At 39.8% G+C, this 16,254-nt stretch carries 12 protein-coding genes and 3 tRNA genes; 13 read left to right on the top strand and 2 right to left on the bottom strand.

The window, feature by feature from the left end; all coding sequences use genetic code 11:
* Positions 1 to 18 precede the first annotated feature (18 nt).
* From IMZ31_RS18665 to IMZ31_RS18610, 12 genes are all read left to right on the top strand, one after another.
* Positions 19 to 90: transfer RNA gene (locus IMZ31_RS18665), tRNA-Glu, on the top strand.
* A gap of 51 nt (positions 91 to 141) precedes the next feature.
* A tRNA-Asp gene (locus IMZ31_RS18660) sits at positions 142 to 218 on the top strand.
* A 53-nt stretch (positions 219 to 271) separates the two neighbouring features.
* Positions 272 to 344 (top strand) — tRNA-Phe (locus tag IMZ31_RS18655).
* Positions 345 to 675: 331 nt separating this feature from the next.
* Positions 676 to 2,142: a M23 family metallopeptidase gene (locus IMZ31_RS18650; RefSeq protein ID WP_207528730.1), complete on the top strand. Its 1,467-nt coding sequence runs from the start codon at positions 676 to 678 to the stop codon at positions 2,140 to 2,142.
* An 848-nt stretch (positions 2,143 to 2,990) separates the two neighbouring features.
* Positions 2,991 to 3,695, top strand: coding sequence for a response regulator YycF (yycF, locus tag IMZ31_RS18645; protein ID WP_207528729.1), 705 nt, complete (start codon positions 2,991 to 2,993; stop codon positions 3,693 to 3,695).
* Positions 3,696 to 3,701: 6 nt separating this feature from the next.
* Complete coding sequence (gene walK, locus IMZ31_RS18640) at positions 3,702 to 5,603, top strand: cell wall metabolism sensor histidine kinase WalK (protein WP_207528728.1); 1,902 nt, start codon at positions 3,702 to 3,704, stop codon at positions 5,601 to 5,603.
* Complete coding sequence (locus IMZ31_RS18635) at positions 5,603 to 6,940, top strand: YycH family regulatory protein (protein WP_207528727.1); 1,338 nt, start codon at positions 5,603 to 5,605, stop codon at positions 6,938 to 6,940. Before walK ends, IMZ31_RS18635 begins: the two co-directional genes overlap by 1 nt.
* Positions 6,921 to 7,790, top strand: a complete 870-nt coding sequence (locus tag IMZ31_RS18630; RefSeq protein ID WP_207528726.1) for a two-component system regulatory protein YycI — start codon at positions 6,921 to 6,923, stop codon at positions 7,788 to 7,790. Before IMZ31_RS18635 ends, IMZ31_RS18630 begins: the two co-directional genes overlap by 20 nt.
* Positions 7,787 to 8,590 (top strand): MBL fold metallo-hydrolase, encoded by an 804-nt coding sequence (locus IMZ31_RS18625; RefSeq protein WP_207528725.1) that lies wholly within the window; start codon positions 7,787 to 7,789, stop codon positions 8,588 to 8,590. The genes IMZ31_RS18630 and IMZ31_RS18625 overlap by 4 nt, the downstream gene beginning before the upstream one ends.
* A gap of 70 nt (positions 8,591 to 8,660) precedes the next feature.
* On the top strand, positions 8,661 to 9,881 hold the full coding sequence (locus IMZ31_RS18620; RefSeq protein ID WP_207528724.1) for a S1C family serine protease: 1,221 nt from the start codon (positions 8,661 to 8,663) through the stop codon (positions 9,879 to 9,881).
* A gap of 55 nt (positions 9,882 to 9,936) precedes the next feature.
* Positions 9,937 to 10,116 (top strand): CxxH/CxxC protein, encoded by a 180-nt coding sequence (locus IMZ31_RS18615; protein ID WP_232299486.1) that lies wholly within the window; start codon positions 9,937 to 9,939, stop codon positions 10,114 to 10,116.
* 329 nt (positions 10,117 to 10,445) lie between these two features.
* Positions 10,446 to 11,828 carry an FAD-binding oxidoreductase gene (locus tag IMZ31_RS18610; protein ID WP_207528723.1) on the top strand — a complete coding sequence of 461 codons (1,383 nt, stop codon included), beginning with the start codon at positions 10,446 to 10,448 and terminating at the stop codon, positions 11,826 to 11,828.
* Positions 11,829 to 11,868: 40 nt separating this feature from the next.
* Here the strand turns inward: IMZ31_RS18610 and IMZ31_RS18605 are convergent, their stop codons facing one another.
* Both IMZ31_RS18605 and IMZ31_RS18600 read right to left on the bottom strand, forming a co-directional pair.
* The gene (locus IMZ31_RS18605; RefSeq protein WP_207528722.1) at positions 11,869 to 13,350 is read right to left on the bottom strand and encodes a Na+/H+ antiporter NhaC family protein; all 1,482 of its coding nucleotides are present in this window, start codon (positions 13,348 to 13,350) and stop codon (positions 11,869 to 11,871) included.
* 22 nt (positions 13,351 to 13,372) lie between these two features.
* Positions 13,373 to 14,776, bottom strand: a complete 1,404-nt coding sequence (locus IMZ31_RS18600) for an NAD-dependent malic enzyme (protein ID WP_207528721.1) — start codon at positions 14,774 to 14,776, stop codon at positions 13,373 to 13,375.
* 135 nt (positions 14,777 to 14,911) lie between these two features.
* Between IMZ31_RS18600 and IMZ31_RS18595 the strand changes: the two genes are divergently transcribed.
* On the top strand, positions 14,912 to 16,213 hold the full coding sequence (locus IMZ31_RS18595) for a Glu/Leu/Phe/Val family dehydrogenase (protein WP_207528720.1): 1,302 nt from the start codon (positions 14,912 to 14,914) through the stop codon (positions 16,211 to 16,213).
* Positions 16,214 to 16,254 lie beyond the last annotated feature (41 nt).

Here is a 16,254-nt window from a genome sequence, read left to right as displayed (position 1 = left end):
GTCTCGACATTCTATTTTGGCCCGTTGGTCAAGTGGTTAAGACACCGCCCTTTCACGGCGGTAACACGGGTTCGAATCCCGTACGGGTCATTGCCTGATAGAGGGGTCCTGATCGATTCAGATTCCTCTACTTTATTTTGAGGTCCGGTAGTTCAGTTGGTTAGAATGCCTGCCTGTCACGCAGGAGGTCGCGGGTTCGAGTCCCGTCCGGACCGCCACTATATATTCCTATCAATGTAGCTTTCTACATAGTGGAAGTAAGAAACTACTTGGCTCGGTAGCTCAGTCGGTAGAGCAACGGACTGAAAATCCGTGTGTCGGCGGTTCGATTCCGTCCCGAGCCACTTTTTAATAACAGGACTCTCTTTAGAGGGCCCTGTTTTTTATTGTTCTTTGATTAGGACTTTTGTCTTGTATTACATCTAAAAACATGTAACGATAGCGAAACATTTGGTTATTATTCGTAAGATATTATTTCATTAAAAGAAACAATTTACACTCAAATATTCTAGCTACACTGGAATTTTCGGATTAATTTGGCAACTATAATACAAGTATATTACATTGTCTCGAATTCTATTTATTTGACAGTAGGAGATATGGTAGATTGATAGAGTGCTAAAGTAAAAATAAATTTAACTATATAAAAGCAAAAATTTGTAGGGGGAAAAAGCTGTGTGGTTCAAAAAAGCCAGCGCTGCTCTCAACAAAAATGCTGATCACCAACCTAGAAAGAATTCTTTATGGAAGAAGATAGCGTTAACGACTTGTTTAGGTGTGGGAATAACATTTGGCTCCGTGTATGCTGATAACATTGAGAGTCAGATTCCAACTGTGTATCACGTTTATGTTGATGGCGAGCACTTAGGGATTGTAGATAATAAAAGAGTAGTTCAAGAATATGTAGAAGAAAAAATAGATAAAGCTGAACAAAAGCATAAAGACCTGCCATTAACGGTAGGTGAGGAAGTTACATATGTACCAGAGAAAATGTTTCGACCCGCCTTTAATAACGAGCAACTTGTTCAGTCGTTAGAAGATGAATTATCTATTAAAGTTGATGGTGTGAAAATAGAAGTTTCTGGTAAGCCTATTGGCTTTGTGGCATCAAAGGAACAGGCTGTTCAAGCCCTAGAAAAAATTAAAACACAATATATATCTTCAGAAAAGTTAAAGGCATTTGAAAAAATGTCAGTAGAGCAAAAAGAACAACCAGTAGATGTTGGCGATTCTACTATTATAGACGTTTCTTTATCAGAAAAAGTTTCACTTTCTAATGAAAAAATATCTCCTAAAGATATATTAACGGTGAACGATATGGTTAAACTTCTAAAACAAGGTGTATTAACAGACCAAGTTCACACGATTAAAGAAGGCGAAGTACTAGGCGAAATTGCTTCTTCATATAATTTATCGTCTGAAGATATAAAGGAATTAAATCCTGAACTAAAAGACAGTGAGCTTCTTCAAATTGGTCAAGAACTAAACGTAACAGACTACGAGCCTTATCTAGATGTACTTGTGACGGAAAAGAAGCGGGTAGAAAAAACGCTAGAGTATGATACTGAAATCCGTGAATCAGATGAACTTTATAAAGGTGAGCAGGAAGTTAAACAAGAAGGCCAAGATGGCTCTAAAAATCTTGAATACGAAATAAACAAAACGAACGGTAAGGTTATTAGTGAAACCGTTATAAACGAAGAGACAATGAAAGAACCTGTAACAAAAGTGGTTGTTAAAGGGACGAAAGTTATTCCATCACGTGGAACAGGTAACTTTAAGTGGCCTGCAGTTGGCGGCGTCATTACCAGTAAGCAAGGTCCAAGATGGGGCGCCTATCATAAAGGGATTGATATCGCAGGAGTAAGTGATCGTTCTATACTTGCAGCTGATAATGGCGTTGTAACAGAAGCTGGACGTGATGGTGGATATGGGAACAAAGTTGTTATTGATCACAACAACGGATATAAAACCATTTACGCCCATCTTTCATCGATTAAAGTAAGCACTGGCCAAACAGTGAAAAGTGGTCAGACTATTGGTAAAATGGGAACAACCGGTCATTCAACAGGAATCCATTTACACTTTGAAGTCTACAAAGATGGTAACTTGGAAAACCCCCTTTCACACGTAAGCCAATAATAAATTGATTGAATCCTGCAGCAATTGTGTTGCAGGATTTTTTTATATTAGGCTCTGTTAAAGTTTGGTGTTGTTACTCTTTATAACAAGCTTGCACAAGAATAGGGAAGAATTGTTGAAGACTGAGACACGTTGTCGTGTATGTGGCCGTTACGCTTTTAAGTGCTAGGGCAGGCTCGGGGACAACTCGCTTTCCTGCGGGGAGCTGGGAAGCCTCCTCAATCGCTACGCGCTTTCCGGGGTCTCCCCTAAATTTAAAGTGCAGGAGTGGTGCCTAGGACCGTACGGATAAGTCAGCTTTTTGGAAAAGGCGATCAGCCTTTGTAAAAAAGATGACTTATCTCGCTAGGTCCTCCACTCCGGAACTGGATAAGCTCCTTACCCCGCGGGAGTCTCGCAGTCCCCGAGCCTGCCCTAACGTTTATTGGATGAACGGCCACTCATCATGATTGCATTAAAGCCCCCAACTAACATATTCGGCTCGCTCCCGTCTCTCCCCATTTGGCAAAGGTGGGCCTGGAAATTGCGAGACTCCTGCGGGAGAAAGAGCTAGACGAGATCCCACAGAGAGCGAAGCGAACGAGGAAGCTCGACAGCTCACCCGCGGAAAGCGAGTGATTTCCAGGACCACCTTACGTTCCATAAAAGTTGACGGGAGCGTTTCTCTATTCATAGCAAGACGAGGGGGCTTATATGGAACAAAATCAACACTAAACACTAACAGAGTCTTGATATTAAACAGTAGCATAAGCATTGTCATCCCATTGAAAAAGACATTTACATGAAAATGCGTTAGAATTAAGAATTAAAGAACTACATGACAACCTAATAAGAAAGTAGGGATATATATGAGTTTTAAAGTGTTAGTAGTAGATGATGAAAAACCGATTGCAGATATACTAAAATTTAACTTAGAAAAAGAAGGCTACAATGTCATTTGTGCTTACGACGGTGATGAAGCAATTCAACTTGCACTCCAGGAGGATCCGGATATTATCCTTCTTGATATTATGCTTCCAGGAAAAGATGGTATGGAAGTATGCCGAGAAGTTCGTAAGACGAAAAGTATGCCGATTATTATGCTCACAGCTAAAGACTCAGAAATCGATAAAGTGCTCGGTCTTGAGCTTGGAGCGGATGATTATGTAACGAAACCATTTAGTAATCGCGAAGTTATTGCTCGTGTAAAGGCGAATCTTCGACGCCAACAGCAGCCAGCTGAAGAAAGCGGTAGAGCCAATAATGACATCCAAATTGGGAAGCTTGTTATTCATCCTGATGCCTATACGGTAACAAGAGATGGGGAGCAGATTGAGCTGACTCATCGAGAATTTGAACTTCTGCATTACTTAGCTAAGAATATTGGACAAGTTATGACGCGTGAACATCTCTTAGAGACTGTATGGGGATATGATTATTATGGTGATGTTCGTACAGTAGACGTTACAGTAAGAAGGCTGCGTGAGAAGATTGAAGAGAATCCGAGTACGCCGATGTGGATCGTAACACGCCGGGGAGTAGGATACTACTTGCGAAATCCGGAACAGGAGTAATTGGATATGAAGCAGGTGGGGTTTTTTCAATCCATTCGTTTAAAGTTTATTATCATTATTACTCTTTTGCTTTTGTTTCCTATCCAAGTAATCGGTGCCTATTTCTCACAGCAGCTTGAGACAAAGTTGAATGAGAACTTTGAAGAATCCATTACTAATAACATTGATATACTGAATATACAATTGGAGCAAGCCTTTTCAAAGGAACGAACAGGAGATGGCCAAACCTCAGAAGATGGACAGACCTTAGAAGAGGAAGTACAGTCTATTCTGAACGATTTTAATGCGGAAAATATAACAGAACTTCTTGTGGTGAATAGTAAGAGCCGTGTGATAGGGGCCACGGAAGATTCCGATCAGAGTAAAGTAGGGAAAAGGTTACCTCTTCCTGAAATACAACGTACGCTCTTGCTTGGGAGGGTGATGGAACCTGATACCAAAGTGGACCAAAAAGGTCATCGTATTCTGGTGAGGACCTATCCCATTTATCAGGAGGAAGAAACTGAAGAAACTGAGGGAAGAGGAGAAACGAGTGGAAATGAAAAACAAGAAGTAGTAGTTGGAGCTATTTATATTAAAGCTTCTCTTGAAGGTGTATACGGACAACTCCAAGATATTAACAGAATCTTTGCTAATGGCACATTTTTAGGTGTTTCCATTTCCGTTTTATTAGGGATTGTCATAGCAAGAACCATTACGAAGCCGATAACGGAAATGAGAAAGCATGCCAAAATTATGGGAGCAGGAGATTTTTCTCAGAAGGTTAATGTGTACGGAAGAGACGAAATTGGACAACTTGCCGTTTCCTTTAATGAGTTAAATGATAAGTTGAAAATTTCACAAGCTACTACAGAAGGTGAGAGAAGGAAACTCAGTTCCGTATTATCAAACATGACAGAAGGGGTCATTGCGACCGATCACACTGGATCAATCATTCTCATGAATGAGCCAGCTTCAAGGTTACTAGGTCAAGAGATTGAAGATGTTCAAGGAGAGCCGCTTCTAAGCGTACTGAAAATTAGCGACCGACTTGATAAGATTACAGACATAAATGATAAAGAATCCATTATTATCGACTTTAGTGAAGACGATCAACAGCTTTTACTGAAGGCGAGTTTTACCGTGGTTCAATATGAAATGGAAGAAATGAACGGTTACATCACTGTGTTAAGCGATGTGACAGAACAAGAGAAGATTGAGCGGGAACGACGGGAGTTTGTGGCAAACGTATCGCACGAGTTACGTACGCCTCTAACGACAATGAAGAGTTATTTGGAGACGTTATCCGAAGGGGCATGGGAAGACAAAGAGATTGCTCCGCGCTTCTTAGACGTTACCCAAAATGAGACAGAGCGTATGATTCGTCTGGTAAATGATTTGCTGCAGCTATCCAAGATGGATAATAAGGATTACAAATTGCATAAAGAGAAAGTAAACTTTATTGGGTTCTTTAAAACAGTAGCTGAACGCTTTGAAATCAATCAAGATGACCACATTCACTTTGAGCATCATTTGCCTGACAAAGAAGTGCTTGTTTGGATCGATAAGGATAAGATGACTCAAGTGTTGGATAACATCATCTCTAATGCGATTAAGTATTCTCCAGAAGGAGGAACCATTACTTTCAATTTAGAGGTGAAGAAACAGCAACAAAAGCTTCATGTTTCCATCTCCGACGAGGGAGTCGGTATTCCTAAAGAGAAGTTAGAAAAGATATTTGAAAGGTTTTACAGGGTAGACAGAGCTCGTTCAAGAAACTTAGGTGGTACAGGGCTTGGTTTAGCTATTTCCAGGGAAATGATTGATGCCCATGGTGGCGAAGTGTGGGCCGATAGTAAAGAAGGAGAAGGAACTAAAGTAACCTTCACACTTCCTTTACTGAAACAACCGCAAGGGGATGAAAAATAATGTGGGAGTACTTAAAGTCGATTGTGTTAGGGCTCCTCGTAACCATTAGCTTACTGGTTACGTTCGCTCTTTGGACGTATCAGCCTGAATATGATGAATTGAACAACGGTGAGAATATATTAGAAGTAGAGACAAAGTTATCGAATGGTACGCAAAAAAGTTTAACGTCAATTATTAAGCCTGAGCTCTTATTATTCCATCAAAATGGGAGGGACTTCTCATTAAATGAATGGAGTGAATCAGAGGCGTTATATAAAAAGGTGTTAACATGGGGGTTGACTGATTTTGGTCCGGTTACGGGGGATAGTGTGATAGAAAAAGAATCTGGTATAGAAATTGTCTATCCCGCCAGTATTCCGCTAAGTACATTGTCTACTACGTTTACGGTGAATGACGATATAGAGGAACTCTTAAAATCTTCATATGATGTAGACCGCATATTTATATCTATTGCTCCCGATGAACCTAAAAACGCTGTGTATTTTATCTCAGATGACAATGCTAACCAACATGTGAAGGCTATGATCCCTAACGTATATAATTCCGTCGATGAATATTTAGAAAATCCTGAAATTCAAAGGGAGTATTTTAGAGTGAGTGATGATCGTCAGGTACAGTTTTATTTACCTGAATCTATTTATCTGCCTGAATCTAAAGTAACCTTACCTAAGGAAAAACTAAAGGGCGGAAATATTGAAGTAGATACGATGAGGAATATATTATTTAATAATCCACAGCTTGTTCAACAAAATTCAAGCACTAATGGTTTATTTTACAATATTGATGATCGTGTCTTGCAAATATACCCAGGTGAAAAGCGTATGAGGTTTCAGCAATATAAATTTGAGGAGTCACAATCCATATCCCGAGAAGCAATTATTAAGCAGAGTTTGGATCATATAAATGATTATAATGGGTGGACAGATGAGTCTTATAGTTTGTTTAATATTAATTCTAGAGATAACACTATCCATTATCGAGAATATAAAAACGGATATCCTGTTTTAGATGAAAATGAGTTGGGGCTTATTACACAAATGTGGAGCAATCAGGACCTAATAGAATATAGGCGCCCTTTAATCCGGGTGAAGGACAATCTTTCTAATCAAGTGATAGAGACAGAGACACTCTCTTCGGGGAGAGAGGTTTTATCTTACATTGAAGAAAACAAAGATCAATTTTCTTCTGTCATTAAGGATATTAAGATTGGGTATACCATGGAAGTGGACAGTTTGTTTGTTATCTATATGACACCTGCATGGTTTATTAAAGAAGGAGAAGATTGGAAAAAGTTAGATCTTGAGGGGGCAACGAATAATGCAGTGGGGACAAATTAAAACACTTTTTATTCTATGCTTCTTAATATTAGATGTCTTTTTGGTCTATCAGTTTATAAACAAGACAGAGCAGGCACAACTTGTGCTATTGCCTGATACAAGTATAGAAGAGCAACTTGAAGCAGAGGATATTCAACTTCAAAATCTACCTAATGATACTCCTAAGAAAACGCGTATATATGCTGATAGGTATGATTTTAAAGAAGAAGATCAAGAAAAGTTAGCGGAAAGAGAGAATCAGAAATCATCAATTGGAGAGAACGGGAAGATATTAACTTCAGTGTTTAATGAACCGGTTGAAATTGATTTAGAATCTGACAATAGTAAGATCTCTAGTATTGTAAAAGAAGAAATCATTTTTGGAGATGAGTATGAATATTGGGGATACAATGAGAAGTGGAATGTCCTCATTTTCTTTCAGCTTCATGAAGATAATCCGATCTACTTTAATGAGAGTGGAGTTGTCCTTTTGTCCTTAAATGAGGAAAAGACGGGACTTATTGGCTACTTGCAAACGCGTTTAGTTGATGTGAAAAGCACTGGTAAAGAGCAGGATCTAATTAAACCGATTCAGGCAATCAGTACGCTCTTTGATAAGAATCAAATTTATAGTCGCGATACTGTTACAGAATTTGATATTGGATATTATACATTAGTGCCTCTTCAAGAAGGCGGAAATGGTGTGCAGTTTTTTTCTCCTACATGGAATATTCACGTAAATGAAGAGCGCAATTATTTTGTAAATGGGCTTGATGGACAATATATTGCTAAAGAAGAAGACGAATTTTTAGAACGAATGAACAAGAAAAAGACTGAACTGGAACAACCAATACGGGGTGGAGAATCATGAGTATGCACTTTAGCGTCCTGGCATCAGGAAGTACCGGCAATGCCTTTTATATTGGTACGGAGAAACAAAAATTGTTAGTCGATGCAGGGTTAAGCGGAAAACAATTAGAGCGTGTTATGTCGCAAGTTGACCTAGACCCTAACGACCTAAACGGAATTCTTGTGACTCATGAGCACAGCGATCACATTAAAGGATTAGGCATATTAGCGAGACGTTACAACTTACCGATTTATGCTAATGAAAAAACATGGAAGGCTATGGAAGGCCACATTGGAAAGTTAACAACTGACCAAAAGTTTGACTTCTCAATGGAAACAGTCAAAGCGTTTGGAGATTTAGAAGTGGAATCCTTCGGTGTATCACATGATGCGGCTGAGCCTATGTTTTATGTATTTCGTCATAACGGAAAGAAGGTAGCGTTAGTAACGGATACAGGGTATGTTTCTGAAAGAATGAAGAAGACAGTTGAAGATGCTGATGCTTATATATTCGAGTCGAATCATGATGTAGAAATGCTAAGGATGGGGCGCTATCCCTGGAATGTCAAACGACGCATATTAGGGGATAAAGGGCACGTTTCTAATGAGGATAGTGCACTTGCTTTAACAGATATTATTGGCAATTCAACAAAACGTATTTATTTAGCCCATTTAAGTCAAGATAATAACATGAAAGACCTCGCACGTATGTCTGTCGGGAACATGTTAACAGAACGCGGTATACCTTTAGGGGATACGATTGACTTATTTGATACAGACCCGAATCATGCTACACCCATTTACACGCTGAATGACGTTTAGAAAGTGTGTAGTGAGGTAACGGGGGACTAGTATACAATGTAGAACTGGTTCAGAAAGGATTGAGGGTTCAATGGGCTATTATGATGATCAAACCTCTTCAAGCAACAGACACAAGCGTCCGGGATGGATTATGCCAACTTTTGTGGGTCTGATTCTGGGTGCTGTGTTAATCGTGCTGGCGTTACCCGCTCTTATTCAATCGAATATCTTGCCGTATGATCTTTCATCACAAGATAAAGAAGATCAGGTTCAAGCAAGTGAAGAGGAAGACACCCCAACAACGGAAAGTGTAAACCTTGATGTTACAACGCAAGTTACAGAAGTTGTGAGTGAGGTACAAGAAGCTGTTGTAGGTGTCGTTAAGATACGTGAATCTTCCGGTTTAATTCAGGAACAACCTTCTAGCGGAGAAGCTGGAACAGGTTCAGGCGTCATATATAAAAAGGAACAAGACATGGCTTATATTGTAACCAATAACCATGTTGTGCAGGGAGCTGACCGGATTGAGGTTTCCTTAATTGACGGTTCCCGTATTGAAGCGGAACTTGTCGGAGCGGATCCATATACAGACTTAGCTGTATTAAAAGTAGATGGATCTAAAGTAAATAAGGTTATAGATATTGGTGATTCCTCGAAGGTTAAAGTGGGGGAACCAGCTATGGCTATTGGGAGTCCACTTGGATTGATGTTTGCTGGGTCTGTTACTAAAGGGATTATTAGTGGAAAACAGCGAGCAATCCCACAAGATTTTAACGGTGATGGAAGAATGGACTGGCAAGCAGAAGTTATGCAAACAGATGCTGCGATTAACCCTGGAAATAGTGGGGGAGCGCTCATTAATATTAAAGGACAACTGATTGGCATCAATTCCATGAAAATTGCCAAGTCAGCAGTTGAGGGCATTGGCTTTGCCATTCCGATTAATAATGCTGTACCGATTATGGAGGACATTGAAGAGGATGGAGAGGTTACAAGGCCATTTATGGGCATTGGAGCCGTTTCTTTATCAGAAGTTCCTCGTACTCAACAGAGAGAGGTTTTAGGTCTTCCTAGTGATGTTCAGGGAGGCGTTGTTATTGATAACGTTCAATCAGCTTCACCGGCTGATCAAGTTGGACTGCAACAGTATGATGTCATTACAGAGCTTGATGGCAAAGAAATACTAAGTATTGTTGATTTACGAAAGCATTTGTATAAGAATAAGAACGTTGGTGATGAAATGTCAGTGACGTTTTATCGAGATGGTCAAAAGCAAGATGTAACCATGAAGCTTTCAAATCAGAGTTATTAAAAGCGGGAACGATACGTTCCTGCTTTTCCTATTTTTAAAAGAGTGAGGTGTAAATGTGAAACTGTTTGTCTGTCAGGACCATGTAGATCGTGGCATTGATGTTATTGTGGATGAATGTGAAACGTTCCCTGATTTGAATAAGTTGGAGGACTCAAATAATTTATCCACAACGTGTGAGTATTGTAGTGGATTAGCTACATATATAGTAGCGAACGCAGGTTCTTCCACCAAATAAGGGAATGAATCTGTGTATATGTGGATAACTTTGTGAATAACTTGTTTATATTGTAACTTTGCTTGTGAGTATTAGTAAACGAAGTGAGTTGTGGATAAGCATGTTGATAAGTTTGAATAGTCATACAATTTTTCAATAGTAATGGTATAAAAGCGACAGTGTCTAAGATAGAAACTGTCGCTTTTTTATATTCCTTTAGACATAATTCTTTAGAACTACACATAAAGCCTTTTCAAAGAATTTTATTCCAAAATAAGAAAATTACTGATAATATACTTATACACCTACATATAATGTACTATTTATAAAAATGATGTAAGGAGAGGAATATGACTAATATACTAAAACAGCAAATACAAGGTTCGGTTTTGATTTCAGGTGATGAAGGGTACGAAACGCAACGGAAAATTTGGAATGCGGCTGTGGATAAATGTCCTGGCATAATCGTGGTATGTAAAGAAGAAGCAGATGCAGTAAGTGCAGTGCGCTATGCAAGAGAACATAATTTAGAAATTTCGATTAAGGGTGGAGGTCACCATGTTGCTGGTACTGCTGTAACAGAAGGTGGAATTATGATTGACCTATCTGAACTAACTGAAGTGGTAGTGGATGAGAATTCACGAATTGCACGCGTGCAAGGTGGAGCTACACTCGCTCATATTGACAGAGAAACACAAAAGTATGGTCTAGCTACACCTACTGGAACCGTATCCGAGACAGGTGTGGCTGGATTAGCATTAAATGGTGGGCTAGGGTATCTGCGGGCTAAGTATGGATTAACATGTGATAATATTCAAGCTGTTAACTTAGTCACAGCTGATGGAGATCATATAAGGGTGAGCGACACGGAGCATCCTGATCTGATTTGGGCCATTCGTGGAGGTGGCGGTAACTTTGGTGTTGTTACTTCATTCGAGTTTCAGCTTCATGAAATAGGACCTGAAGTGTTAGCACTTGATGTCATGTATGATTTCGAGGATGTAAAAACTGTGTTCCAAAACTTAAATACATATCTAGAAACTGCACCTGATGAAATCAGTGTAAATGCGACTCTTATTGATTTACCACCAGCTCCTTTCATTCCGGAATTCCTACATCATCGTCGAGTTATTATAGTAGCGGGTATGTATGCTGGGTCTTCTGAAGAAGGTGAACCTATTATACAACCTCTACGTGAATTGGCTCAGCCCCTGGCCGATATGACGGCTGTTATGCCGTATTTGGAGCTTCAGAAGAAGTTGGATGCTATGGTTCCTCAGAATGCAAACATCGCAGGAACCTCACTCTATCTTGAAGAGCTAACAGAAGAAGCACTTGATCAAATTGTAACCCAAATGAATGGATCCCCTGCCCCTGCAATGGTGCAATTATGGGAAACGCATGGGCACATGAATCGAATCCCATCTAACGAAAATGCGTATTTTGTACGTGATGGCCAATATCTTTTACTGGTGGACGTTATATATGAAGACGGCCAAGAACAAAAGGCAAAAGAATGGGTTGAAAAGATGCGACAGTCTCTTTTAGCTTATTCCTATGAGCAGACATCCTATTTGAACCTTACTGGAAATGACGAATCCATTATACGGGAAAGCTATGGTTCGAATTATGCCCAGTTGGTTGCCATTAAACAAAAATATGATCCTAATAATATTTTTCACGTAAACCATAATATTGATCCTAAAGGTGATCATGAACTAGTAACAAAATAGATCTATAAAAATGAGGCTTCCTATAGAGGAAGCCTCATTATCATTTTTCCGTTTTTATTTCCTCACCGTTTTTGCCTGTATACCGAAGTCCCCAGCCTGTTATGGCTGATATAAACATAACCAGTAACAGAAACCAACCTTGAAAGACGAAAGGAAACACTTCTGTTGGACCAACTACTGGTAAGAAATCATAATCTTTTGCTGCACCTTTAATTGTCGCCCAGGCTAGCAAAACGCCTCCGCTCCAGGGGAAGATGTATCCTAACGAAGAAGATACAGTATCGAGGAAATTTGCTCTTCTGTAAGGGTGTATATTAAATTCTTTCCCAATCTTTCGTACAAAGGGCCCTGCCGTAATCTCTGCTGCAGTATTAATTGTAATAAAAACATTTAAAAAAGCTACAATGGCAAAAATCGAGAGTTCAGCACGTTTTACAACACCATTGATAATTTTAAGAAAGAAATTTTTTATGGCTTCCATTGTATCTGCAAGTTCCATAAGATGGGCTGCTGCTAGAATGAATAAAATGAGGATAGCCATGTTAAAGTACCCTCCGATTCCACTCATTAATGCTCCTCCAATTGCAGCCTCTCCTGCATCATTACGATAGATGTGGAGAACCTTACGAAGCGGTACTCCTATTACAATAATCATGAGTATAGAAGATAAAATGCCAATGGTTAGTGAAGTTAATAAATGACGTCCTGAAAGAGCCAATATTAATACGATAGCAAATGGTAGGAGCATGAGTAAGCCTGTAGGAGTGACCTGCTCTTGTAGTTGCCTGTATGCTTCTTCATTTCCTGACTGTTCTCCACCTCCAAATATTATGAATAATATAAGGGCAGGTATAGCTGCTGTAATAGAGTACTTGAATCGAGAACGCACAACACCTGGAACATCCGCCTCTTGAGTTGTAGCAGACACAATTGTTGTATCTGAAACAGGAGCTAAGTTATCACCAAAGACCGCTCCACTTAATATAGCTGCTAAAAGAATAACCGGATCAGCTCCTAAAATAATACCGGCAGGAAACATTAGAATACCAAACGTCGCAACGGTTCCGTATCCTGTTCCAACTGCTGTTGAGAAGACACCAGCTAAAAGGAAAGTCAGTCCTGCGATAAAGCCACCTTCAAGTCCGGTTTCAAAACCTACCCATATTAGACCTTCTACGAGTCCTCCAGCTGCGAGAAGCTTAGCAAACATACCAGCCCAAAACCAAGCAATCACTGCAATAATACCGATTGGTTGAGCCATACCTTCTACTAGCCCTTGAGCGTAATCTTTCCAAACAGACTTACAAAAAAAGAGTCCAAATGCTACTCCAATAACCATACCTAAAACAAGGGCCTCTTCTGTTACTAACTTTGTCACGCTTAAAGAGATTGCCCAAATGATGAAGAACACGAGTGGGAGTGTGGCTGTGAAGGGGCCTCCACGGAACGCTAAAAATTCAATCTCTTTCTTCCCGGTTGCCTCTTCTGCATCCTGCTGTTGTTTTTTATCTACCTCTTTCATAGGTGTTCTCCTTTCAGTGTTTTTAATCAGGTTCGATTTGGGCCACTCCAGTTGTGATAGCAGCGTTTATAACTGCTTGACGAATAGATGGCACTACTTCTCTGTTAAAAACACTCGGAATGATATATTCAGCGTCTAACTCATCCTCTTGGATGGTTGAAGCAATGGCTTTAGCTGCTGCAAGTTTCATTTCATCATTAATCTCTTTGGCACGGCAATCCAACGCTCCCCTAAAGATCCCGGGAAAACACAATACATTATTCACTTGATTGGGGTAATCAGATCTTCCGGTAGCAATGACGGCTGCATAAGGTTTTGCCTCTTCAGGTTGAATTTCTGGGTTAGGATTAGCTAAGGCAAATACAATAGGCGACTTAGCCATTTGTTTAATGTCAGCTTGTGTTAAAAGTCCAGGTGCAGAAACCCCAATAAACACATCTGCATCTTTAATGACCTCGCATAACTCTCCTTCTTCATTGTTTGGATTCGTTTTATTAGCAAATTCATTCCAGCCAGGTCGTTCGTACTTTTTACGGCAATGAAGGGCTCCCTCTACGTCGACACCAATAACATTCGTAGCCCCAGCTTTTATGAGCATATTCGTTATGGCCATCCCTGCTGCTCCTATGCCACATACGATAATTTTACAAGTCTCAATAGGTTTAGAAACAAGTGTAAGAGCGTTTAATAAGCCTGCAAGCGCAACAATGGCTGTACCGTGTTGATCGTCGTGAAATACGGGGATGTTTAATTCCTTTTTAAGACGTTGTTCAATAGAGAAACAGTTAGGAGAAGCAATGTCTTCTAAGTTGATTCCCCCAAATGTAGGCCTAAGGGCTTTAACAATAGTAATAATCTCTTCAGGATCTTGTGTGTCTAAACAGATAGGGTAAGCATCAATGTCAGCAAACTGTTTAAAGAGCATAGCTTTGCCTTCCATAACAGGCATGGCAGCCTCTGGTTTGATTTTGCCTAAACCAAGTACGGCTGTTCCATCTGAAATGACAGCGACAGCATTTTTCTTAATTGTATACTCGTGAGCACGTTCGACGTCTTGATCTATGGCTTCGCATACTCTGGCGACTTCCGGTGTGTATACTCTAGACATATCATCCCGGTTATCGATTTTGACTTTAGGTACGACATGTATTTTACCTCCAGAATGGGCTAGAAACGTACGATCTGTTGTATGTTGAATAGAAATTCCTTCTAACTTTCTTAACTTATTGATAATAAGATTTTGAGCATCCTTTTGATCAACGTTAATACTTAAATCTCGAACGGTAGTTTGTTTATTCTCCTTTATAACATCTATTGCGACTAGATCCCCACCGCTTGAGCTAATAACGGTCGCAATTTTTCCAAAAGAAGCCGTCCGCTTATCTATTTTCAATCTTAGTATAAAACTCATGCTTGCTTTACTCATGTTGATAGTCCTCTCTTTAAAAAATGGTGTTCTTATCTTTCCAAATGAGTAAATAAATATAACGGATCCTTACATAAGGAAGCAGTTTCCGTGACACATTAGGAATATGTAAACGGACGAGAGGTAGGGAAAGCTATGGAAAAGCATAAAGCAGAAGCAGATATTGCTACACATGATCAAAACCCTTATGAAATCGTAAAGCAATTGCTAAGTGAATCAGTAGAGCAGTTAGGTTTGGATAGAAGTATATACAACATATTAAAAAAACCCATGAGAGTGATGGAAGTTTCAATTCCTATACGAAAAGAAGATGGTTCTGTCGAGAATTACACAGGGTACCGTTCTCAGCATTTGGATGTACTAGGACCATGTAAGGGAGGGATTCGTTTTCACCCATCCGTTAGCCTTGATGAAGTAAAAGCTCTTTCCATTTGGATGTCTCTAAAGTCAGCTATTATTGAGTTACCACTTGGAGGTGGTAAGGGAGGCGTTATTGTAAATCCCGAAGACTTAAATCAAAGAGAACTAGAAGAGTTAAGTAGGAGCTACATTCGAAAGATAACGCCAGTCATTGGTCCTGAGAAGGATATTCCTGCTCCTGATATGAATACTACCCCTGAGATTATGGCTTGGATGATTGATGAGTACGACAAACTTCGTGGCTACAATATTCCAGGACTTATCACAGGAAAACCTATTATTATAGGAGGTTCAGAAGGACGTTTAGATGCCACAGGGCGTGGTGTTGTTATTCACATACGAGAAGCGGCGAATGCTTTAAATATAGACTTATCTAGGGCTACGGCTGCCTTACAGGGGTTTGGGAATGTAGGGAGTGCAACAGCGAAATTCTTACATGAATCAGGTGTTAAAATTGTAGCTGTAACGGATGTCTCTGGAGGAATCTACAAGGAAGATGGATTGAACATTCCAGCTTTATTAGAGTTCATAGGGGAGGGGAATGTTATTGCCGATTTTAAAGAGTGTGAATCCATCTCAAATGAGGAGATGTTTGCTCTTCCTGTAGATATACTCATTCCAGCTGCATTAGAAAATCAAATTACAAGTGAAACAGCCCCATTAATTCAGGCAAAGATTGTAGCCGAAGCCGCTAATGGTCCCACAACTCCAGAAGGGAACAAGATTCTCGAGGAGAAGGGGACTTTCATTATTCCGGATATCTTATGTAATGCCGGCGGCGTAACCGTTTCGTATTTTGAATGGGTGCAGAACACAATGAACTACTACTGGAAGGAAGAGAGGGTAAATAAAGAGCTTGAAGAGAAAATGATTGCAGCTTTTAAGCGTGTTTATGAGATGAAAGCAAACAAAGGCTGTGAGATGCGTCAAGCTGCTTATATGGTGGGTATTCGACACCTCGTACTGGCCCTTCAAGCTAGAGGTTGGATTCAAAACGGAGATCTTTCAAAATTGTAATGTGGTCACAATTTGAATACGTCAATCGAATAGATATTAAA

It is taken from the genome of Pontibacillus sp. ALD_SL1 (assembly GCF_017355605.1).
The sequence above is the reverse complement of the archived record's forward strand: the minus strand, read 5'-3'. Positions and strand labels throughout refer to the sequence as shown.

What these genes read in the sequence shown, in the direction of transcription:
- IMZ31_RS18605 (WP_207528722.1), bottom strand. Translation starts at nt 13,350, where the DNA reads ATGAAAGAGGTAGATAAAAAACAACAGCAGGATGCAGAAGAGGCAACC.
- yycF (WP_207528729.1), top strand. Translation starts at nt 2,991, where the DNA reads ATGAGTTTTAAAGTGTTAGTAGTAGATGATGAAAAACCGATTGCAGAT.
- IMZ31_RS18620 (WP_207528724.1), top strand. Translation starts at nt 8,661, where the DNA reads ATGGGCTATTATGATGATCAAACCTCTTCAAGCAACAGACACAAGCGT.
- IMZ31_RS18600 (WP_207528721.1), bottom strand. Translation starts at nt 14,776, where the DNA reads ATGAGTAAAGCAAGCATGAGTTTTATACTAAGATTGAAAATAGATAAG.
- IMZ31_RS18625 (WP_207528725.1), top strand. Translation starts at nt 7,787, where the DNA reads ATGAGTATGCACTTTAGCGTCCTGGCATCAGGAAGTACCGGCAATGCC.
- IMZ31_RS18595 (WP_207528720.1), top strand. Translation starts at nt 14,912, where the DNA reads ATGGAAAAGCATAAAGCAGAAGCAGATATTGCTACACATGATCAAAAC.
- IMZ31_RS18610 (WP_207528723.1), top strand. Translation starts at nt 10,446, where the DNA reads ATGACTAATATACTAAAACAGCAAATACAAGGTTCGGTTTTGATTTCA.
- IMZ31_RS18630 (WP_207528726.1), top strand. Translation starts at nt 6,921, where the DNA reads ATGCAGTGGGGACAAATTAAAACACTTTTTATTCTATGCTTCTTAATA.
- walK (WP_207528728.1), top strand. Translation starts at nt 3,702, where the DNA reads ATGAAGCAGGTGGGGTTTTTTCAATCCATTCGTTTAAAGTTTATTATC.
- IMZ31_RS18635 (WP_207528727.1), top strand. Translation starts at nt 5,603, where the DNA reads ATGTGGGAGTACTTAAAGTCGATTGTGTTAGGGCTCCTCGTAACCATT.